Raw genomic sequence first — 20,154 nt, 5'->3', positions numbered from 1 at the left:
TGGCCGCGACACGCCTGACGAGAGTTTGACAGAAAAGACGAGTCAGAAAGAGGGATGCTTTGGGATTATGACTTTAGTCTAATTTTTGTGCACGGATTGCTGCAGCATGGCTCCTGCCGTGGCGGAGCAGGCACGCAGCAATCGTCACACCCGCAAAGCCTGGGCCGGAGACTGCCGGTAGGCGAGCACTGCCGGCAAGGCGGCGAGGACAGCGGCGAAGGCGAGAAGGATCATCGCAAGCGTTCCGTCTTCGCCTGCGAAGCCGACGGGCAGGTTGACGCCGCTGCTCTGCGAGAAGAACCCGGAAAGAATGAGTGCTGCACCATAACCAAGCGTAAAGCCGAGCCCGACTCCAACAGCGACGAGGACAAAGAATTCCAGCCAGACAATGCCGAAGATCGCGCCGCGGGGAGCACCGAAGGCGCGTAGCGCGCCAATCTGCCGCCGACGCTGGCCGATATGGATGACAGTCACGAGGATCAGCGAGGCGGCAACAAGCACCTGCGCGCCGGAGGCAACGGCAACGAGAATCTGCTTGGCATCACCGAGCGTTGCATAGAGATCGGTCAGTACCTCGCCAGGAAAGACCGCAATCGTCGTGCCGTTGCGATAGTCCTGCCGCAGCTTGTAGGCATCGGCAATCGACTTCGGCTTGACGAGGATGGCCGGAAGGCCGGGCGTTTCCGCAGTCCAGCTCTCGTTCAGGCCAGCATGGGGATCAGGCTCAGCATGATGGTCGGCTTCCTCATGAGCGTCTTCCGCGTGTACGGCCTCTTCATGATCCGCCTCCCCGGCGTGCTCATGCTCTTCGCCCGCTTCCAGTCCATGGATATGCCAGACGGCCTGGATCGGAACGAGAATGGCGCGGTCCCAGGCTGTGCCTGTCGGCTGCAGGCGCCCCGTCACATGATAGGTGAGCTCCGTATGGGTATGGCCGCCGGTTTCGATCGTGCCGTGCATCGGCTTGATCTCGGCGCCGATGGCAAGGTCGACGTTCGAGCCGATGACAGCCTCGCCCTCACTGGCGAAAACCTGGCCTTCGGAAAAACCGCCGGAAATCGCTTCCGTCAACGCCCTCGTCGTGCCGACGATCGGATAGCCCGAGAATGAATCGCCGAAGCCGACGGGGGCAGCCCATTCAACGCGCGGATCGACGGCGAGCTTGGCCAGAACGTCGCCGGACATCAGCGGCAGCGCAGACGGCTGCAGGAAGATCGACGATAGCACGAGCTGGGTTTCGCTGCCGCCCGCGCCGATGACGAGATCGAACTTGTCGGCCGCTCGCGCACTGCCAAGACGTAAGGCACGTTCCTGCAGGATGACGGAAACGCCGAGCGCCGTCGCAAGCGCCACCAGCAGCACGACAACGAGGGAACCAGCCCACAACCGGCGCAGATCGGCGAGGATGAAGCGGATCATGCGGCCGCTCCCTTAATGTCGGAATCGTCGATGATACGGCCGGAGCGAAATGTCAGGCGGCGATCGAGACGGCCGGCAAGGCGGGAATCGTGCGACACGACGATCAGAGTACTACCTTCGGCCACGGCAAGATCGAGCAGCAGATCACCGACGGCATCACCGCTTTCCGCATCGAGGCTGGCGGTCGGCTCGTCGGCGACGATGACGCCGGGCTTGCGCAGGAGCGCCCGGGCAATCGCCACGCGCTGCATTTCACCGCGCGACATGGTCTCGATCTTCTGCCCGGCGCGGTCAAGGCCGACAATATCAAGGAGATCGTGAGCGCGCGCGATGATCGCCGACGTCGCAGCATGCGCAAGCCGCGCCGGCAACAGCACGTTTTCAACGGCCGACAGGCCGGGGAATAGGTGAAACTCCTGCATGACCAGTCCGATATTGGTCGCCCGGAAGCGGTCACGGCGACTTTCGGAGAGCGCGGCGATGTCCTCGCTGTTCCAGCTGATGCAGCCTTCGCGGACCCGCTCCAGCCCGGTGATGATATTGACGAAGGTGCTTTTGCCGGAGCCCGAGGCACCGGTAACCGCGACACGGCTACCCGCCGCAATCGACAGATTGTCGATGGCGAGAGCAGGTGTTGAAAGGCCGGGAAACCTAACGGCCAGATGTTCGATTTCGAGACCCAGCATCGATGCTCAGACGCTGGAATATTCGGCCTGGCGGATGCGCAGCAGGCTGACAAAGCCGGTTTCCGGGTCCTTCCACGACCCGTATTCGAGCGTGCCCCGCACTTCGATCGTCTGGCTCGGCTGTACGAAGGTCTGCTTCTCACCGAGATAAACGACGATGATATTGTCCGGCCAATCTGCATCGGAAGAGCAGAAGGGGCAGAGTGACATCGGTATCTCCGTCAGGACGAAGAATTGCGCTTCGGCCTTTAACGGCGGCGCCATGAAGCCCTTAATGCTGATATTCTTGCCGGCAAGGCGCTTGACCTTGTCGGAAAATTCGAGACCAAGCACACCAAACTTTCCATAGAGTTCATCAAAGCTGATCAAGGAATCATCGGCAAGAACAGGCCGGGCGAAGGGAAGCGCGGCCATGACGCCCATGAAACGACGGCGGCTGAGATTCAGCAAAACGAACTTTTCCATGGCGATCTCCTGAAACGGATACCCGGCCGCATAGCGGCCGGGATGAGGATCGATGAGAAGTCCCGGCTCGGACACAGGTGCTTAGTTCGTCTGCTTGGCGCCGAGGGCGAATGCGTCGGCGAGAACGCGGTAGACGTCGCTCTGTTCCATATAGCCCTTGAAGCCTTCCGATCCGGGGCCGGTCGACTGCAGGACAACGTCATCGACGGTGTGGGCGCCGGTGGCTGCGCTCTTCGGCAGGTTACCGGGGACGAAGACGGCGCCAGGAACGTCCTTGTAAGCTTCGTTGGCGACGTAATCCTTCTTTTCGTTCTGGATGGCAGGGGTGTACGGATTATCCAGCTTCGGGCGGAAGGTTTCGTAGTGGTCGGGATAGTTGCTGACGAACAGAGCGAGACGCTTGGAGACGTCGACGCTGTCGGGATAGCCGTCATTATTGGCATCGACATAGTTGGTGAAGCTGCGGCCCGCGACCTTCTCGCGCATCTCCGTGCCTTCGATCGTATCGTCGATCGTGCCAACGACGGTGATACCGTGAGTGTGATCGCCGGTGACGACGATTAACGTGTCGGGGTTGCTGGCGGCGAATTTCTTCGCCAGTCCGACGGCCTTGTCGAACTCGATCGTATCGATGGCAGCACGCTCGCCGTCGAGAGGATGCGTCATCTTGTCGATATTGGCAGCTTCGACCATCAGGAAGAAGCCTTCCGGATTCTTCGAGAGCTTGTCGAGCGCGACATTGGTCATTTCAACGAGGCCGGGCTGGGCCGGGAACTTGCCGACCGTGCCCTTCTTCAGGAATTCGCGGTCAAGCGTCGTGTCCATGTTACCGGTGTGGAACAAGCCGAGGATCTTACTGTCGTTGGCGCCGGCAGCGGCGGCGAGTTCCGTCTTGTCGGTCGCGAGCTTGTAGCCGGCGTCCTGGAACATCTTGACGTAGTCCTTGTCGTCCTTGCGCTTCGAGCCAGCAGTCGCCTGCGGCAGGAAGTAGGCCGAGCCGCCACCGAGGATGACATCCGGCTTCACGTCGAGGAGCATGCCGGTGATTTCAGCCTTGTCGTCGCGGCGACGGGTATGGGAGACGACGGCAGCCGGCGTCGCGTCCTGAAGTTCGGAGGTCGTGACGACGCCGATCGACTTGGAAGTCTGGCGGCGCAGAGCTTCGCCGAAGGTTTCGACACGCGGATCGTCCAGCGTGTCGAGTGTGCGGTCGGCATAGACGCCGAGCGAGTTGATGGCGCCCTTATGGCCTGTCATATAAGCCGACATGGTGTTGGCGCTGTCAGTAGTAACCGAATCGGTGGCGGACGTGCCGATGAAAGCCATATGGTCGAGGTCGTCCATGTTCAAACGGCCGTTCGCCTTGCCTTCGGTCATGCCCTTGGACATGATGCGGGCGGCGGTGCGGTGAGCAACGGAAAGGCCGTCGCCGAGGAAGAAGATGACGTTCTTGGCCTTCGGCTGTGCGCTCGTACCGTAAACATCCCAGGTCACGGCCTTCTTTTCGTCGCCGGCGGCGACTTCAATCTTGTAGGTGCCCGGAGCGGCGATCTTCAGGCCGCGCAGGATGAGAGCGGAGCCGAGAGCCTTGTCTTCCTTGCCCTTCTCCAGCTCGACGAACTTGGCCTCACCCCCGAGGACAGTCTTGTAATCCTGGCCGTTAACCGTGATCTTCACGTCTTCCGGCTTGACCTGCTTGCTGAGCTCGACCTTGAAGTCGAACGGCGAACCGGCAAGAATCGTAGCGCGATCAAGCGGATAGATCGAAGCTGCCTGGGCAGCGCCGGCAAGAATCGTGGTAGCCGCGAAAGCGGCGAGAAGCATACGCATGGAAAAACCCCCGTTTTTCGTTGCAGTCATTACAACGAGGTCGGGATACCCTCCGGCAATGACAGAGGGATGACAAAACGCCGCAGGATTGTGATGCCCTCTCCCTGCTCCAGCCGCGCGCGCAAAAACCTTGACTCCTGTGGAAAACCTTTTATGAGCAACGACGGAAAAGGAATATCCATGGTTCGCCACGAGCACGCCATCGTTGAGCGCAATAATCTGGCAGAAAATGCCGGGCTGGATTTTGCCGTTCCGGTTTCTTCCAAAACCAAGGCCAAAACGACGACGAAAACCGTCTGACGTCTCTGGCCTGCCGCTCTCTCCCCGGCCCGGCTGGGGACAGGAAGCCGCGATGATATCGCGCTTTCCCCCTCACCGGACAAGAGGAGAGAAGAGAAAGAGAGCTTGAGAAATGGGTTTCAAAGTTGCAGTTGCCGGAGCCACCGGAAATGTCGGGCGCGAAATGCTCAACATTCTCTCCGAGCGCGGTTTCCCGGCCGATGAAGTCGTAGCACTCGCCTCCTCCCGCTCCCAGGGCCTTGAGGTTTCCTATGGCGATCGGACGCTGAAGGTCTCCAATCTGGAGAACTACGATTTCTCCGACACCGATATCTGCCTGATGTCGGCCGGCGGCGAGGTTTCCAAGCGCGTCTCCCCGAAGATCGGCCAGCAGGGCTGCGTCGTCATCGATAATTCCTCGGCGTGGCGTTACGACGCCGACGTGCCGCTGATCGTTCCGGAAGTAAATCCGGACGCGATTTCGCTCTTCACAAAGCGCAACATCATCGCCAACCCGAACTGCTCGACTGCCCAGCTCGTCGTCGCGCTGAAGCCGCTGCATGACTTCGCCAAGATCAAGCGTGTCGTCGTCTCGACCTACCAGTCGGTTTCCGGCGCCGGCAAAGATGGTATGGACGAGCTCTTCAACCAGACGCGCGCCGTCTTCGTTGCCGATCCGATCGAGAACAAGAAGTTCACCAAGCGCATCGCCTTCAACGTCATTCCGCACATCGACACCTTCATGGAAGACGGCTACACGAAGGAAGAATGGAAGGTTCTAGCTGAAACGAAGAAGATGCTGGATCCGAAGATCAAGGTGACCTGCACCGCGGTCCGCGTTCCTGTTTTCATCGGCCACTCGGAATCGGTCAACATCGAATTCGAAAACGAGATCACGGCTGACCAGGCTCGCGATATCCTGCGCGATGCGCCGGGTTGCCTCGTCATCGACAAGCACGAGGACGGTGGCTATATCACGCCTTACGAATCCGCCGGCGAGGACGCGACCTTCATCTCGCGTATCCGCGAGGACGCAACCGTCGAGAACGGCCTTAACCTGTGGGTCGTTTCCGATAACCTGCGCAAGGGGGCGGCTCTCAACGCCATCCAGATCGCCGAGCTGCTCATCAATCGTGGCCTCGTCAAGCCGCGCAAGCAGGCGGCCTGATACCATTTGTAAACCATAATATGCTAAAGCCCTGCTCGACGAGCGGGGCTTTTTCGGGCAAATACCGTCGTATAAGCGTTCGCTAAAAGGTGATCGTGACAAAGTCGCCGTTGGCTGGCATTCTCTTGCCCGGCTTAAAAGCTATGCAGATCGAGAGCGGGGTTTCTCAATGCGCATGATAAAATTGATTCTGGCGGCCGCCGCGGCAATGGGCGTCCTCCATGCGGTACCGGCGTTCGCGCAGGGTGCCCAATGCGGCAATACCAGTGCCGGTTTCGATGCCTGGGTCGCCGATTTCAAGCAGACGGCAGCGGCCAATGGCGTCAGCCAGTCGGTCCTGAGCCGTGCCTTCGCCAATGTCAGCTATAACAAGCCGACGATCGCCGCCGACCGCGGCCAGAAGAGCTTCAAGCTGTCCTTCGACGCTTTCATGAAGAAGCGCGGCGGTGCGGCCGTCATCTCTCGCGGGCGTTCGATGAAAGCCGCCAATCAGGCTCTCTTCGCCTCGATCGAGCGCCGCTTCGGTGTTCCGGCCGGCCCGCTGATCGCCATCTGGGGCATGGAAACCGGCTTCGGCAGCTATATGGGCAACCAGCATACGATGTCCGCAGTCTCCACCCTCGCCTATGACTGCCGTCGCTCGGAATATTTCACCGACCAGCTTTATGCAGCCTTGCAGCTCGTTTCGGAAGGCTATCTCAGCCCGCAAGCCCGGGGTGCTGCCCATGGCGAAATCGGCCAGACGCAGTTCCTGCCGCGCAACGTCGTAAGCTTCGGCGCTGACGGCGACGGCGACGGCCGCGTCGATATGGTCGGCTCCCGCGCTGATGCGCTGGCCTCGACTGCCAATTTCCTCAGGGGTCACGGCTGGCGCGCCGGCGCCGGTTACCAGCCGGGCGAGCCGAACTTCGTCGCCATCCAGGGCTGGAATGCCGCAACGGTCTATCAGCAGGCAATCGCCTATATCGGTCAGCAGATCGACGGCAATTGAACAGACGTTCAATAGGAAAATGATACGAGCGCCGCATGCGAATGCGGCGTTTTTCAACTGCGGAGATCGTGGGTTCCGCCGGCAGCCTTGCGCCGCTCTTCCTGCGGTGCCGCAACAGGAACAATCGGCCCGGCAACGACGCAATTGCGTCCCGAGGCCTTGGCGGCATAGAGCGCCAGGTCGGCGCGCTTCACCAGATCATCGAAATTGCGATTGCTTACGGCATTTGCACGCCCCGCACAGCCGAAGCTTGCCGTAACCCGCAGATGCTCACCACTCGGCAGCGCGATGTCAGCAGCCTCGATGGCCAACCGGACACGTTCCGCAACGATGGCCGCATCCTCAGGTGTCGAATCCGGCAGCAGCGCCATGAACTCCTCGCCGCCGTGGCGCACCAGCAGATCGAAGGAGCGGAAGCTTTCCCGTGCGATGCCGGCTACGTGCTTCAGCACGATATCGCCGGCGTCATGGCCATACACGTCGTTGATTTTCTTGAAGTGATCGAGATCGAACAGCACGACCGAAATCCAGCGTGATCCATACTCAGCCTGCATCAGAAGCGCTAAAGCGGCAGCCTCGAAGCCACGGCGATTATAAAGGCCTGTCAGAAGATCGGTTTGGGCAGCGTTGCGCAGCTCGTTGATGAGCAGTTCACGCTCTTCGGTGACACGGGCGACGAGACGGATGCCCCGAACAGCAAGCGCCACAATAAGGGCAACGAGCAGCACCAGTCCGAATGACAACGCAAGCACGACCGTCATGTGAATGTGCGAGCGTATCGACAGCTTCTGTCCGGTCACATGAATATCATCGGTGACGGAGGCGATTTTCTGCCGCAGGAAATCCAGCCGCTCGTTCTGGATGCCAATCCATTTGTCTCGGATCGCCTTGTCCGGCCGTAGCGCACCCGAAACCATGGCCTTCGTGAATGTATCGGCCCAGACCTCGTCGGGCTGAGCCCTATAGGCAAGAATCTCCCGGACGACAGGCGAGGAAGAATGAAAACGCAGGCGATCCATGCCGTTACCGAGCATCATTTCGCCTTGAACGAGTTGCTCGTGGGACATGGCGGAAAAGTCGGTTTGGTCGAAATAACGCTGGCCAAGGTTGCCGATCAGCCGCTCACCGTAATAGGTCAGCAGGATACTCATCAACTCGCTGGATTTGCGCATCAACACGGGATCATGGATCCTCGACGAAAGCGACGAGACGAGACCAAGCTGCTTCAATCCGGCCTGACCATAGATATGAACGGGGTTGCCGCCTTTACCGTAATAACCTCGATCGACCGCCGAACGCGCCGCAACGATACGGCTGTAAGCAAGGCGCAGATCGGAAAGCTGCGACTGCAGACCGAGATCGAGCGTTTCAACGGGCGGGAGGCTGGCGTTGAAACGCGCGCGTTCGCTGTCGAGCGCGCTGCGCCTTTCCATCATGGCCGCCCTGGTCATCTCGTCCGGATTGTTGATGTAGGTTCGCGTCGCGACGAGTTCCGCCAGAATCTCATTGGCAGCAATCGATCCTCCGCGAGCAAGAACATCGGCAAAGAGATGGTCATTTTCGAGCGCGCGGTACTGCATGAGCGAGGAGCGGATCAACACCACTCCTTCGGCGATCATAAAGACGAAGGGCAGCAGAATGGCAGCCAGTACTGCCCTTCTGATATTCTTGAATTTCAGCACTTCGAAATTCATGACTAATCCACGCGCATATGCTGCCTGCAAGCGCAGCCTAGTGGAATATCTTAAAAAACTGATAAAGCGGTCTATCCCTAGATTTCGGGACGGATAAAATCGAGTGTCTCAGAATCCATCACCCAGAGCTCGCCGGTCGAAATATCGAACCAGGCGCCGTGAAGCTCCAGCTTGCCCTCTTCCTCGAGCGCCTTGATATCAGGGAACGATCTGAGATTGTTGATCGAATTACGGATGGAGACTCGCTCCAGCGCAGTCTGCCGTTCGGCCGGCGTCATGACGTTATTGCTGCCAATCTGCTCGGCGGCAGGGCGAACGAGCGACATCCAGCGGCCGATGAAATCGCCAGATGACAAAGGCTCGGCATCGGGATCGAGGGCTGCGCGGATACCGCCGCAGCGGCCATGGCCCATGACAACGATATTCTTGACCTTCAGCGCCTGCACGGCGAATTCGAGCGCTGCCGACGTGGAATGGAAATGGCCATCCGGTTCATAAGGCGGCACCATATTGGCGACGTTGCGGATGACGAAGAGTTCGCCCGGCCCTGCATCGAAGATCAGTTCGGGAGCCGCGCGCGAGTCGCAACAGGCAATAACGAGCGTCGTCGGGTTCTGCCCGTTTTCCGCAAGCTGCCGATACCGGTCGCGGGCATCGGCATATCGCCCGCTCATGAAGTTGCGATAACCGTCCAGCAGGGAGTTAGGGAAGCTCATCATATCTCTGGATTAGCGCGCGCGTGAGCCAAGATCAACTGCTGCGCTGCAAAAGCATGAGACCTATTTTTTCCGCCGCTGGGCAGGATGGACGAGGTGACGCATCTGCACCATTGCCATGGGCGTCGAAAGACTGGAGGCATCGCTTGCCAGCATCAGCTCGTTGCTGCCGCGCTTGACGGCACGCGCCAGCACCTCAAACACGCTGGCGGTCGCCAGCTGCAGTGCCTTTTCATCCTCCATTCCCGAAAGCAGGCGAGAGAGAAAAAGGGCGGCAAGCAGGTCGCCGAGCCCATTTGGTGGGTTTTCAACGACACGGTGTTCGGCAAGCAGGGCATGCCTTCCGGAGAGATAGAGATTGCCGGTGCCGCCCGCCATCATCGGCACCGCCGATGTGACCAGCATGCGCGAGGGGCCGAGCGAAAGTGCGGCCTCCATGACCGCGTTGTTGTCATCGAGTGCCGCGCCTGAAAGCCAGGCAAGTTCGTATCGGTTCGGCGTTGCGAGCGAGGCAAGCGGTATCAGATGGTCACGGATCGCCTCGGCTGTCGCTTCCGGCACGTAGAGGCCGCCGAGATCGCCCATCACCGGATCGCAGACATAGAGCAGCTCCGGATTCTTCTCGCGCAAGGATGCGACGAGTTTCGCGACGGAGTGGGCCTGGGCTGCGTTGCCGAAGTAGCCTGACAAGACGGCCTTGACCTCGCCGATCCACGGCGCACGAATGAGGTCGTCGATCGCCGCCTCGAAATCGGCCTCGGCGAAGGTCAGCCGTGTCGAACGGCCATGGCCGGGATGCCAGGGCAGAACGATCGTCGGCAGCGCCCAGACCTGATGGCCAAGCGTTTCCAGCGCAAAGACCGCAGCACGGTTTCCAACCGACCCGCGCACGACATGGCTGGAGATGACGATGACTGCGCCCGCTGCGTTTTCCGACATGGCATCCGAATCCGAATTTCGACCGCCGTTGATGATCTTTTTGACGAGGCGCTGTCAACCATTCTTCACGCGAGCGTGGAAATGTGCGGCGGGACGGAAAAGCCGGATAAAGTGATTTTGCCGTCCATCGGCATAAAACGACCTAAACGCTTTCGAAATCTCTCGCCAGCATAGCCAAAAAAGCACGAAAACTACTTTTCGAAGCCCTCTTTTAAGGATTCTTTCGAAGAACCTTCTGCTACCTTGCCCACATCAAAACAATCGGGGGGATGATCCATGGCCACCAGAAACAATCCAAAACGGGAAAAGCAGATCGAGAGCGCGCGCAAGATCGCGGCCGCGACCGGCGAGCCCCATCTCGATCCCGAAATCCTCTTCGGCCGCGCAAGCGGCGACGACCTCGAACTCTACACGCCAGAAATGCTTGCGCTTTCCGCCGTACACTCGGCAGCCGAGCTCGGCGCCTGGAACGGCAAGGTGCCGCGCGTCAGCATCGACACGGTCGCCGATGTCACGCCCGATGGCGTTGCAATCTCCATCCTTTCGGTGACGGATCACAATAAGCCCTTCCTCTACGAATCCGTCATGGGTGAGGTGACCAGCACCTACCGCGACATCTACATGGCAGTTCATCCGATCCTGATCCTGGAAGACGGCAAGGCCCCGGAACTCTATTCCGCCGACGTGCCGAGCGACCCGGCAAAGCGGGTCAGCCACATCCAGCTTCACATTTCGCCGCTCAGCCCCTCCCAGGCCGCCGACCTGATCAAGCGGATCAAGGCAGTGCTCGAGCAGGTAGAGCTTGCCGTTTCCGACTGGAAGCCGATGCTTGCCCGCGTCGATGAGGTGATTTCAGAGCTTTCGAATTACAACGCCAGCCGCAAGAAGGCCGACCGCGACGAGGCGATCGCCTTCCTGACTTGGCTGCGCGACGAGAACTTCACCTTCCTCGGCATGCGCGACTACGTCTATTCCGGCAAGGGTCCCGATTCCAAGGTCGAACGCGACAAGGGAACAGGCCTCGGCATTCTCTCCAACCCCGAGGTTCTTGTTCTGCGCACCGGCAAGGACGCCGTGACGACGACGCCGGAAATTCTCGCCTTTCTCGATGGTCCCGACTTCCTGATCGTCACCAAAGCCAATGTGAAATCCACGGTCCATCGCCGCGCCTACATGGATTATGTCGGCGTAAAGCGCTTCGACGCACAGGGCAACGTAACGGGGGAACTCCGCATCGTCGGCTTGTTCACCTCGACTGCCTACACTTCCTCTGCCAGCGAAATTCCGTTGCTGCGGTCCAAGATCGAAAAGGTGAAGGAGCATTTCGGTTTCGACCCGATGAGCCACTCGGGCCGCATGCTCGACAACACTCTGGAATCCTATCCCCGTGACGATCTCTTCCAGATCGATACCCCGCTGCTTGCGACCTTCGCCGAGCAGATCAACGATCTCGCCGATCGCCCGCGCGTACGCGTGCTGCCGCGCATCGACCATTTCGACCGTTTCGTCTCGGTCATCATCTTCGTGCCGCGCGAGGAATATGACTCGATCGTGCGTGAACGCATCGGTGCCTATCTGAAAACCGTCTATGACGGCCGTGTTTCCGCCTATTATCCGGCCTTCCCGGAAGGTGGGGTGGCTCGCGTTCACTTCATCATCGGCCGCTCGGGCGGTAAGACGCCACGCATCCATCAGTCCAAGCTCGAGGAGACGATCCGCCAGATCACCGCGCGCTGGGACAGCCGCTTCGAGATGCTCGCCGGCCCCAAGGCGCCGAAGCTCGGCGTCAGCAACGCCTTCCAGGAAGCCTTCACGCCGGATGAAGCGATCGGCGATCTGCCCGACATCGCCGCATGCGCCGCCGGCGAGCCGATCCGCATCGAATTCTACTATCGCCAGGACGATGAGCGCGGCCGCATCCTGTCGCTGAAGATCTTCCATAGCGGCGAGCAGCTGCCGCTGTCGCGCCGCGTGCCTCTACTCGAAAACCTCGGCTTCAACGTCCTGAGCGAACGGACCTTCGATATCGAAGTTCCGGCCGCCGACAGCGCCATCAACATCGTCGTGCTGCACGACATGGAACTCGAGGCTCGCAGCGGTGCGGACATTGACCTCGCACGTTTTGGCGCACCGCTCGAAGAAGCCTTCGTCGCAGCCTTCAGCGACACGATCGACAATGACAGCTTCAACCGGCTGATCCTGTCGGCCGGTCTCTCGGCCCGAGAGGTTAGTGTGCTGCGCGCCTATGCGCGCTATCTACGCCAGGCCGGCATCGCCTATTCGCAGGATTATATCGCAACCACCCTCGACAAATATCCTGTTATCGCTGCTTCGATCTTCCGCCTGTTCCACGACACGCTCGATACCAAACTGTCGGAAAAGGCGCGTATCAAGAAGCTTGCCGAACTGCATCAGGCAATCGAAGCCGAGCTTGCCGACGTGCCTAGCCTGGATGACGACCGTATCCTGCGCCGCTATGTCAACATCGTCGATGCAACGCTGCGCACCAATTATTTCCAGCGCAATGCCGATGGGACACCGAAGGCGATGCTCGCCTTCAAGCTTGACCCGCACCTGGTGGATGGCCTGCCGGAACCGAAGCCCTTCCGCGAAATCTTCGTCTACGGCGTGGAAGTAGAAGGGGTGCACCTGCGCTTCGGCCGCGTCGCCCGTGGCGGCCTGCGCTGGTCGGACCGCGCCGAGGACTACCGCACCGAAGTTCTGGGTCTCGTGAAGGCGCAGCAGGTCAAGAACGCCGTGATCGTGCCCGTCGGCGCAAAAGGTGGTTTCTATCCCAAGAAACTCCCGGTCGGTGGCAGCCGCGAAGAGATCTTCAACGCAGGTCGTGAAGCCTACAAGACCTATATCCGTACGCTGCTTTCCATCACTGACAACATCTCCGGCGCCGATATCCTCCCGCCTGACAATACGGTGCGTCTCGACGGTGATGACCCCTATTTCGTCGTCGCTGCCGACAAGGGCACGGCAACCTTCTCCGACACCGCCAACGCACTCGCCCAGGAAGCGGGCTTCTGGCTGGACGATGCCTTTGCGTCAGGCGGCTCGGCCGGTTACGACCACAAGAAGATGGGCATCACCGCCCGCGGCGCCTGGGAAACGGTGAAGCGCCACTTCCGCGAAATGGACATCGATATCCAGACGACACCCTTTACGGTTGCCGGCGTCGGTGACATGTCGGGTGACGTTTTCGGCAACGGCATGCTGCTTTCGCCGAAGATCAGGCTGGTCGCCGCTTTCGATCACCGCGACATCGTCATCGACCCCGACCCGGATATGGAAGAGACGCTTCGTGAGCGCCAGCGCCTGTTCAACCTTCCGCGCTCGAGCTGGCAGGACTTCGACAAGTCCGTGCTTTCGAAAGGCGCCATGATCATTTCACGCTCGGCAAAGTCGGTTACGCTGACGCCGGAGGCTGTAGCGGCAATCGGCATCGACAAGGCGGTCGCCACGCCCTTCGAGATCATGACGGCAATCCTGAAGAGCCCGGTCGACCTGCTCTGGTTTGGCGGCATCGGCACTTACGTGAAGGCCGCGTCGGAAACCGATGCGGAAGTGGGCGACCGCGCCAACGATCCGATCCGCATCACGGCCGACGAAGTGCGCGCCAAGGTAATCGGCGAGGGCGCCAATCTCGGTGTCACGCAGAAGGGCCGCATTGCCTATGGCCTGAAGGGCGGACGCAGCAATTCCGATGCTATCGACAACTCTGCCGGCGTCAACACGTCGGACGTCGAGGTCAATATCAAGATCGCGCTGGCAAACGCCATGCATGAACAGCGCCTCAGCCGGGCAAAGCGCGACCAGCTTCTCGGCAGCATGACCGATGAAGTGGCCGGCCTCGTGCTGCGCAACAACTACCTGCAGTCCCTGGCGATCTCGCTGACATCCCGCAAGGGAACGGCAAACGGCCTGGAACTCGGCCGTTTCATGAGCGTGCTGGAAGCGGCCGGACAACTGAACCGCAAGGTCGAGACGCTTCCTGACGACGCCTCGCTGTCCGAACGCTACACGGCCGGACGGCCGCTGACGCGCCCCGAGATCGGCGTGCTGCTCTCCTATGCCAAGATCGTGCTCTTCGACGCGCTGATCGCCAGTGAATTGCCTGATGATCCATATTTCGTCAGCACGCTCTTCAACTACTTCCCGGCCAAGATGCAGAAGTCGAACGCATCCGACATCGACACTCACCGGCTGAAGCGGGAAATCGTCGCGACCGTCCTCGCAAATGAGGCGATCAACCGCGGCGGGCCGGGCTTTGCCGTGAGCATGATGGATGCGACCGCGGCCTCTGCCCCTGAGGCCGTACGCGCTGCGATCGTCGCCCGTGACGGCTTTGATCTCAACCGGCTATGGGCCGAAACCGATGCCCTGGACAACAAGGTTTCCGGCGAGGTCCAGAACCGGATTTACGAGGAGATCACGAATAGCTTCACCGTGCTGACGCGTCTGCTGCTGAAGACCGGCATGACCCGAGGTGGGATGGCTGAAATCATTAGCCGGCTGCAGGCTGCCCTGAAAAAGCTCAAACCCGCCTTTGCCGAACAGGCGGCAGCCGAAGTCGCAGCGCGCCAGCAGGAGTACCAGCAGGCCGGCCTGCCGGAAAAACTGGCCGCCGAAATTGCAGCCCTGCCGACCCTTGCCCTCGTGCCGGAAATCATGCAGATCGCTGAACGGACCGGCGAGGCGCTGCCGCGTGCGGCCGAAAACTACTTTGCCGTCACCCGGACCTTCCGTGTCGGTCGGCTGCTTGCTGCAGGCAACCGCATCATTACGTCGGACCACTATGAAAACCTCGCACTTGCCCGCAGCATCGACCAGATCGCCAGCGCCCGTCGCGATATCGTGATCTCGGCACTTTCAGATCACGGCAAGGAAAAGCAGCCGGTTCAGGCCTGGCATGCGCAGGACAGGATCCGCATCAACCGGATCGTCGAGGAGCTTGCGAGCCTCAGCGACGGTGCCGATCCGAACCTCGCCCGCATCACTGTTGCCGCAGGCATCCTGACCGACCTTGCGCGCGACCGGGCGAGATGAGACAGTCCGCCCCAAAAAGGAGCGGACGCTTGAATCGCATTGACTGGACAGGAACGCAGCCGCCGAAAGCCACGGAGAAGGGCATATGGGGCTGGATGCTCTTCGATTGGGCAGCCCAGCCTTTCTTCACCGTGGTCACCACCTTCATTTTCGGCCCCTACTTCGTCTCGCGGCTGACGGCCGATCCCGTCTCCGCGCAGACGATGTGGAGCAATATGGCGACAATCTCCTCTGTTATCATCGCCATCCTGTCTCCCATACTGGGCTCCATTGCCGATCAGTCAGGCGCACGCAAACCCTGGATCGCCTTCTTCGCTGTGATCAAGATCGTCAGCCTCTGCTGCCTCTGGTTTGCGGCACCGGGCTCGCCAATTATCTATCCCGTCATCTTCATGATCCTCGCCTCGATCTCGGCGGAGTTTTCGATCGTATTCAACGATTCCATGATGCCGCGCCTTGTCAGCAAGGATGAGGTGGGCAAGCTTTCCAACACCGCCTGGGGTCTTGGCTATCTCGGCGGCATGATCGTGCTGATCGCCGTCGTGGCGCTGCTGGCCGGCAGCCCGGAAAGCGGCAAGACCATTCTGGGCCTCGATCCGCTTTTCGGTCTCGATCCTCATACGGGCGAGGATGCGCGCGTCACCGGTCCAATTTCGGCCGTCTGGTATCTGATCTTCATCCTACCGATGTTTTTCTTCACACCGGATGCCCGCAAGGGACTGCCTTTCGGCTTTGCCGTGCGCTTCGGCATCAAGGAACTGCGAAACACGCTCGGCGAACTGAAGACGCGCCGCGCTATCCTGACCTTCCTCGTCGCCCGCATGATCTATCAGGATGGCGTCAACGGCCTGCTGATCCTTGGCGGCGCCTTCGCAGCCGGCATGTTCGGCTGGGCAACGATCGAGATCGGCATCTACGGGATCATCCTCAATATCGTGGCGATCCTCGGCTGCCTGATTGCCGGACGCGTCGACAGGGGAATCGGCTCGAAGGTGACTGTCATCATCAGCCTCACCATGCTGTTGCTGGCCACGATCGGGATTATTTCCACCGGCCCGGGCTACACTTTCTTCGGACTGATGCCGCTTTCGACCGCCGATAGCGGTGGGCTTTTCGGCACGATGGCAGAAAAAGCCTATATCCTCTATGGCCTGTTGATCGGTCTTGCCTTTGGCCCGGTGCAGGCCTCGTCGCGCTCCTATCTGGCGCGCAGCGTCAGCCTCGAAGAAGCCGGCCGCTATTTCGGCATCTATGCGCTGTCCGGCCGCGCCACGAGCTTCATGGCAACGCTATTGTTTTCGATCGTGACCTATTTGACCGGATCGGCGCATCTCGGCATGTCGACGCTGATCCTGTTCCTGGCCGGAGGCCTGGTGCTGCTGATCCGCACGCCCTATCCGGCAGATCGCGCCTGACAAATTCCCCCGGCCGCAAAGCCGGGGGATATCCATTGCTCCGCTTAATGGCGGAAATGGCGCATGCCGGTAAAGACCATCGCGACATTGTGTTCGTTTGCCGCGTCGATGACTTCCTGATCGCGCATCGAGCCGCCCGGCTGGATCACGGCGGTGGCGCCGGCAGCAATCATCGACAACAGGCCATCGGCGAAGGGCAGGAACGCCTCGGAGGCGACTGCCGAACCATGTGTCATCGGAACGGCGAGACCGAGCGCCTTGGCCGCTTCCTCAGCTTTGAGCGCCGCGATGCGGGCGGAATCGACACGGCTCATCTGGCCGGCACCGATACCTGCGGTCTGGCCGTCCTTGGCATAGACGACGGCATTCGACTTCACATGCTTGCCGACCTTGAAGGCGAACTTCATGTCTTCGAGCTCCTGGGCCGTCGGCGCACGCTTGGTGACGACCTTCAGTTCCAGATCCTCGACCATGCCGTTGTCGCGGCTCTGGACGAGCAGGCCGCCGGAAACGGTCTTGGCAGTGATGCCGGCCGCACGCGCATCCGGCAGGCCGCCGGCTGAAAGCAGGCGCAGGTTCGGCTTGCGTGCGACGATTGCCTTGGCTTCTTCGGTGACGTCAGGTGCAATGATGACCTCGGTGAAGAGCTGGATAATTTCTTCGGCCGTTGCCGCATCGAGCGTCTGGTTCAGTGCGATGATGCCGCCGAAAGCCGAAACGGAATCGCAGGCAAGCGCCCGCTTGTAGGCTTCGAGAAGCGTTGAACCGGTCGCGACACCGCAGGGATTGGCGTGCTTGATGATGGCGCAGGCCGGCGACTTCTCCGGCAGGAACTCGGCAACGAGCTCATAGGCCGCATCGGTATCGTTGATATTGTTATAGGAAAGCTGCTTGCCCTGCAGCAGGACGGCTGTCGAAACGCCCGGGCGCTTTTCGCCTGTCACGTAGAAGGCGGCCTTCTGGTGCGGGTTTTCACCGTAGCGCATCTCTTCCTTCAGCACGCCGCCAATGGTGCGATGACGCGGCGTATCGATCGACAGCGCCTCGGCAAACCAGTTGGAGATGGCGGCGTCATAGGCGGCAGTGCGGGCATAGGCTTTGGCCGCCATGCGCTGGCGGAACGCATAGGCCGTCTTGCCGGCATCGCCCGAAAGCTGCTCGATCAGCTCGGCATAGTCGGCCGGATCGGTGATGACGGTGACATAGGCATGGTTCTTGGCCGAAGCGCGGATCATTGCCGGGCCGCCGATATCGATATTCTCGACCGTCGTCGGATAGTCGCCGCCGGCCGCACGAACATCCTCAAAGGGATAGAGATTGACGACCAGCAGGTCGATGCCGTCAATCCCATGTACCTTCATGGCTTCCAGATGTTCGGCATCGTCACGGATCGCCAGCAGGCCGCCATGCACCTTGGGATGCAGGGTCTTCACGCGGCCATCCATGATTTCCGGAAACTGCGTCACTTCGGAAACGTCGGTCACGGCAAGTCCTGCGGCCGCGATCGCCTTGTAGGTGCCGCCGGTCGACAGCAGGCGCACGCCACGCGCCGAAAGCGCACGGGCAAGTTCTATGATACCGGTCTTGTCGAAAACAGAAAGCAGCGCGGTCTTGACTTCGACCTTGTCGGGGGCAGGGATTTTCTTGGAAATGACGGCCATGAACCTTCTCCGTTCGGGCTTTGGGAGACATCCGGGCAAGGGACGCTTGATGGGGCCGCGTTAGCACAGCTTGGAGCCGGCGCAAACAGCCGCTAGCCCTTGCGCGATAAAAACCAGCGAATTTCAGGTTTCTCCGCCAAATCGAAATCGATCTCGATCTGGTCCGAGCTGCTGATACCAGCGCTGTCGGCAAAGAAAATATCTTCCGAGATCAGCACTTCGTTGCCGGGAGAGGAAAACAACCAGCTTTCGCCATCCGGCGCCGTCAGCAGCACGGATTCCGTATCGTTCTGCCGCGGCACGATGGCGGGATGAATGTGGAAGCGAGCAACCGCCCGTAGCGGACCTTCGCTGTGATACCGGTCATCAGTCACAAAACGATCCATGCCGGTCACGATGGAGCCAGCAGCGTTCAGCGTCAGCTCCCGCTCATGGATGACACCAAAAGCATCGAGATAGCCGTCATGCCTCGCCTTGATGCCTTCACGGCCATCCTCGGTCTCCACGCGCTCGGCGGCAACCGTTTCCACCGGCTCCGTCATCATATGGGCCAGAAAAGCCGAGGGAGAGAACCGACTGGAGGACGTATCGTTCAGGACCACGGTGGAATGGGCAGCCGTGGTGCGGGCCATCTGGACATAACGTTGGCCTGCGAATTTCGGCGATCCCGAGTTGACGATGAAGCGGTAGCGGCCGGAGGACATTTCGAAGGAGAGACTGCCCGCATGGGCTGTTCTGAAGCAGGCGGGCGAGGGTGGCCCAGTATCGGCAATGATCACCGTCTTGCCGGCGGCAAGTCGCTGATAGCGGGAATGCGGTAGCGCTTTGAATGGCTGGCCCGCAGTCTCGTCGTAGCGCAGCACGGACATCAACTCGTCTGCCAGCGTGGATGTCGCACCGTTGAAGAGGGCAAGATCCCCATCCTGATGACGGAAGAAGCGCAGGGCAGGGTACATTCGGTCAATACCGGAGATCAGCTTCTGCGGCAGGTCGTGGCCGAGATTGACGTAGGTCTGCCGGAGCGGCAGCAGATCGAGCAGCAGCTCAAGCCCGACGCGTGGATTGCGGGAGATATGCCCGCCGTCAGGCAGAATCTGGCTATCGAATTCACGGTCGAGCGCTTGGGCTGCCCGCCGCACTGTCGAGGCACGCACCGGCATGGCGACAGAAGCTGTCGCGAGCGCGATGCGGAGGCGGAAGCGGACTTCACCCGTCGAATAGGGTGCCATGCGACGCAGATAGCCGATATGGAAGGCAAGCGACTTCATGAAGCGGCGATAGAAACCGCGATCGGCGTTCTGCAGGACGACCGGAGAATGCGCCAGCCAGGCGATGACACGCTGCGAGACGACGTCGGTCTCCCAGGCGATGCCTTCGATCCGGCCCCCGTGGATCGAGAGCCAACTATCGACGATCACGCGGGCAACGGCCGAACCGCGCTCACTCTTGTTGGCCCGCATATGCCGCAGCCAGCCGAAGCTATGAAGCCTGACCGCAAAAGCGCGCGAGGGAAGGGTCAACGTGAAGGGGGATTTGCCGCCGGTTTCCAACATACGCCCGGCAAGCGGAAACCGGCCGTCCATGATTTCTTCGGCGACGTGTGAATCGATGCCTCTCAGATCCGTCGGCGCGACGATCAGGCGTTCCGGCACCGGTATGGCATGGCGGAAGAAACGCAAGCGCAGAAGTGCGGCACGGCGCGTACCGCGCCGCCAAGCTTCCCGAACATACATGCTCGCAAGACGCCGACCGGACTGCATATCAATTGTCTATTGCCCCTCGTGGTTAAGAATAGATGAATCAAAACCGATTTCATTAGCCACGATGTATTATTTT

The 20,154-nt window shown here is 60.3% G+C and carries 14 protein-coding genes; 5 read left to right on the top strand and 9 right to left on the bottom strand.

The window, feature by feature from the left end:
- Window positions 1-144: 144 nt before the first annotated feature.
- The 4 genes from PMI11_RS29690 to PMI11_RS29675 all read right to left on the bottom strand — a co-directional run bounded on the left by PMI11_RS29690 (window position 145) and on the right by PMI11_RS29675 (window position 4,400).
- Window positions 145-1,419, bottom strand: coding sequence for an ABC transporter permease (locus PMI11_RS29690; protein WP_007824767.1), 1,275 nt, complete (start codon window positions 1,417-1,419; stop codon window positions 145-147).
- Window positions 1,416-2,105, bottom strand: coding sequence for an ABC transporter ATP-binding protein (locus tag PMI11_RS29685; protein WP_007824765.1), 690 nt, complete (start codon window positions 2,103-2,105; stop codon window positions 1,416-1,418). The genes PMI11_RS29690 and PMI11_RS29685 overlap by 4 nt, the downstream gene beginning before the upstream one ends.
- Before the next feature lie 6 nt (window positions 2,106-2,111).
- The gene (locus tag PMI11_RS29680) at window positions 2,112-2,570 is read right to left on the bottom strand and encodes a hypothetical protein (protein ID WP_007824763.1); all 459 of its coding nucleotides are present in this window, start codon (window positions 2,568-2,570) and stop codon (window positions 2,112-2,114) included.
- An 81-nt stretch (window positions 2,571-2,651) separates the two neighbouring features.
- The gene (locus tag PMI11_RS29675) at window positions 2,652-4,400 is read right to left on the bottom strand and encodes an alkaline phosphatase (RefSeq protein WP_007824761.1); all 1,749 of its coding nucleotides are present in this window, start codon (window positions 4,398-4,400) and stop codon (window positions 2,652-2,654) included.
- Between the two features lie 69 nt (window positions 4,401-4,469).
- On the opposite strand from PMI11_RS29675, the gene PMI11_RS29670 reads away from it, so the two are divergent.
- The 3 genes from PMI11_RS29670 to PMI11_RS29660 all read left to right on the top strand — a co-directional run bounded on the left by PMI11_RS29670 (window position 4,470) and on the right by PMI11_RS29660 (window position 6,838).
- On the top strand, window positions 4,470-4,700 hold the full coding sequence (locus PMI11_RS29670) for a hypothetical protein (protein WP_037072468.1): 231 nt from the start codon (window positions 4,470-4,472) through the stop codon (window positions 4,698-4,700).
- Window positions 4,701-4,812: 112 nt separating this feature from the next.
- Window positions 4,813-5,847, top strand: coding sequence for an aspartate-semialdehyde dehydrogenase (locus PMI11_RS29665; RefSeq protein WP_007824760.1), 1,035 nt, complete (start codon window positions 4,813-4,815; stop codon window positions 5,845-5,847).
- A 169-nt stretch (window positions 5,848-6,016) separates the two neighbouring features.
- Complete coding sequence (locus tag PMI11_RS29660; protein WP_007824758.1) at window positions 6,017-6,838, top strand: lytic murein transglycosylase; 822 nt, start codon at window positions 6,017-6,019, stop codon at window positions 6,836-6,838.
- 53 nt (window positions 6,839-6,891) lie between these two features.
- On the opposite strand, the gene PMI11_RS29655 is transcribed toward PMI11_RS29660, so the two are convergent.
- The 3 genes from PMI11_RS29655 to pdxY form a co-directional block, all read right to left on the bottom strand.
- Window positions 6,892-8,517, bottom strand: coding sequence for a GGDEF domain-containing protein (locus tag PMI11_RS29655; RefSeq protein ID WP_037072480.1), 1,626 nt, complete (start codon window positions 8,515-8,517; stop codon window positions 6,892-6,894).
- A gap of 92 nt (window positions 8,518-8,609) precedes the next feature.
- A complete protein-coding gene (locus PMI11_RS29650; RefSeq protein WP_037072467.1) occupies window positions 8,610-9,251 on the bottom strand; it encodes a carbonic anhydrase in 642 nt (213 codons plus the stop codon).
- Window positions 9,252-9,311: 60 nt separating this feature from the next.
- Window positions 9,312-10,187: a pyridoxal kinase PdxY gene (pdxY, locus tag PMI11_RS29645; RefSeq protein ID WP_007824753.1), complete on the bottom strand. Its 876-nt coding sequence runs from the start codon at window positions 10,185-10,187 to the stop codon at window positions 9,312-9,314.
- 276 nt (window positions 10,188-10,463) lie between these two features.
- On the opposite strand from pdxY, the gene PMI11_RS29640 reads away from it, so the two are divergent.
- Together PMI11_RS29640 and PMI11_RS29635 are read left to right on the top strand one after the other, a co-directional pair.
- Complete coding sequence (locus PMI11_RS29640; RefSeq protein WP_007824751.1) at window positions 10,464-15,242, top strand: NAD-glutamate dehydrogenase; 4,779 nt, start codon at window positions 10,464-10,466, stop codon at window positions 15,240-15,242.
- A gap of 29 nt (window positions 15,243-15,271) precedes the next feature.
- A complete protein-coding gene (locus PMI11_RS29635) occupies window positions 15,272-16,657 on the top strand; it encodes an MFS transporter (protein WP_007824750.1) in 1,386 nt (461 codons plus the stop codon).
- Between the two features lie 44 nt (window positions 16,658-16,701).
- Here the strand turns inward: PMI11_RS29635 and purH are convergent, their stop codons facing one another.
- Together purH and PMI11_RS29625 are read right to left on the bottom strand one after the other, a co-directional pair.
- Window positions 16,702-18,318, bottom strand: coding sequence for a bifunctional phosphoribosylaminoimidazolecarboxamide formyltransferase/IMP cyclohydrolase (gene purH / locus PMI11_RS29630; protein ID WP_007824749.1), 1,617 nt, complete (start codon window positions 18,316-18,318; stop codon window positions 16,702-16,704).
- 92 nt (window positions 18,319-18,410) lie between these two features.
- Window positions 18,411-20,078, bottom strand: a complete 1,668-nt coding sequence (locus PMI11_RS29625) for a heparinase II/III family protein (protein WP_037072466.1) — start codon at window positions 20,076-20,078, stop codon at window positions 18,411-18,413.
- Window positions 20,079-20,154: the final 76 nt, after the last annotated feature.

It is taken from the genome of Rhizobium sp. CF142, assembly GCF_000281145.1.
Taxonomy (GTDB): Bacteria; Pseudomonadota; Alphaproteobacteria; order Rhizobiales; family Rhizobiaceae; genus Rhizobium.
This window is presented reverse-complemented; position numbering and strand designations above follow the sequence as displayed.

Excerpts from the sequence above, each read along its gene's own strand:
- PMI11_RS29690 (WP_007824767.1), bottom strand. The coding sequence starts at position 1,419 with ATGATCCGCTTCATCCTCGCCGATCTGCGCCGGTTGTGGGCTGGTTCC.
- PMI11_RS29685 (WP_007824765.1), bottom strand. The coding sequence starts at position 2,105 with ATGCTGGGTCTCGAAATCGAACATCTGGCCGTTAGGTTTCCCGGCCTT.
- PMI11_RS29680 (WP_007824763.1), bottom strand. The coding sequence starts at position 2,570 with ATGGAAAAGTTCGTTTTGCTGAATCTCAGCCGCCGTCGTTTCATGGGC.
- PMI11_RS29675 (WP_007824761.1), bottom strand. The coding sequence starts at position 4,400 with ATGCGTATGCTTCTCGCCGCTTTCGCGGCTACCACGATTCTTGCCGGC.
- PMI11_RS29670 (WP_037072468.1), top strand. The coding sequence starts at position 4,470 with ATGACAAAACGCCGCAGGATTGTGATGCCCTCTCCCTGCTCCAGCCGC.
- PMI11_RS29665 (WP_007824760.1), top strand. The coding sequence starts at position 4,813 with ATGGGTTTCAAAGTTGCAGTTGCCGGAGCCACCGGAAATGTCGGGCGC.
- PMI11_RS29660 (WP_007824758.1), top strand. The coding sequence starts at position 6,017 with ATGCGCATGATAAAATTGATTCTGGCGGCCGCCGCGGCAATGGGCGTC.
- PMI11_RS29650 (WP_037072467.1), bottom strand. The coding sequence starts at position 9,251 with ATGATGAGCTTCCCTAACTCCCTGCTGGACGGTTATCGCAACTTCATG.
- pdxY (WP_007824753.1), bottom strand. The coding sequence starts at position 10,187 with ATGTCGGAAAACGCAGCGGGCGCAGTCATCGTCATCTCCAGCCATGTC.
- PMI11_RS29640 (WP_007824751.1), top strand. The coding sequence starts at position 10,464 with ATGGCCACCAGAAACAATCCAAAACGGGAAAAGCAGATCGAGAGCGCG.
- purH (WP_007824749.1), bottom strand. The coding sequence starts at position 18,318 with ATGGCCGTCATTTCCAAGAAAATCCCTGCCCCCGACAAGGTCGAAGTC.
- PMI11_RS29625 (WP_037072466.1), bottom strand. The coding sequence starts at position 20,078 with ATGCAGTCCGGTCGGCGTCTTGCGAGCATGTATGTTCGGGAAGCTTGG.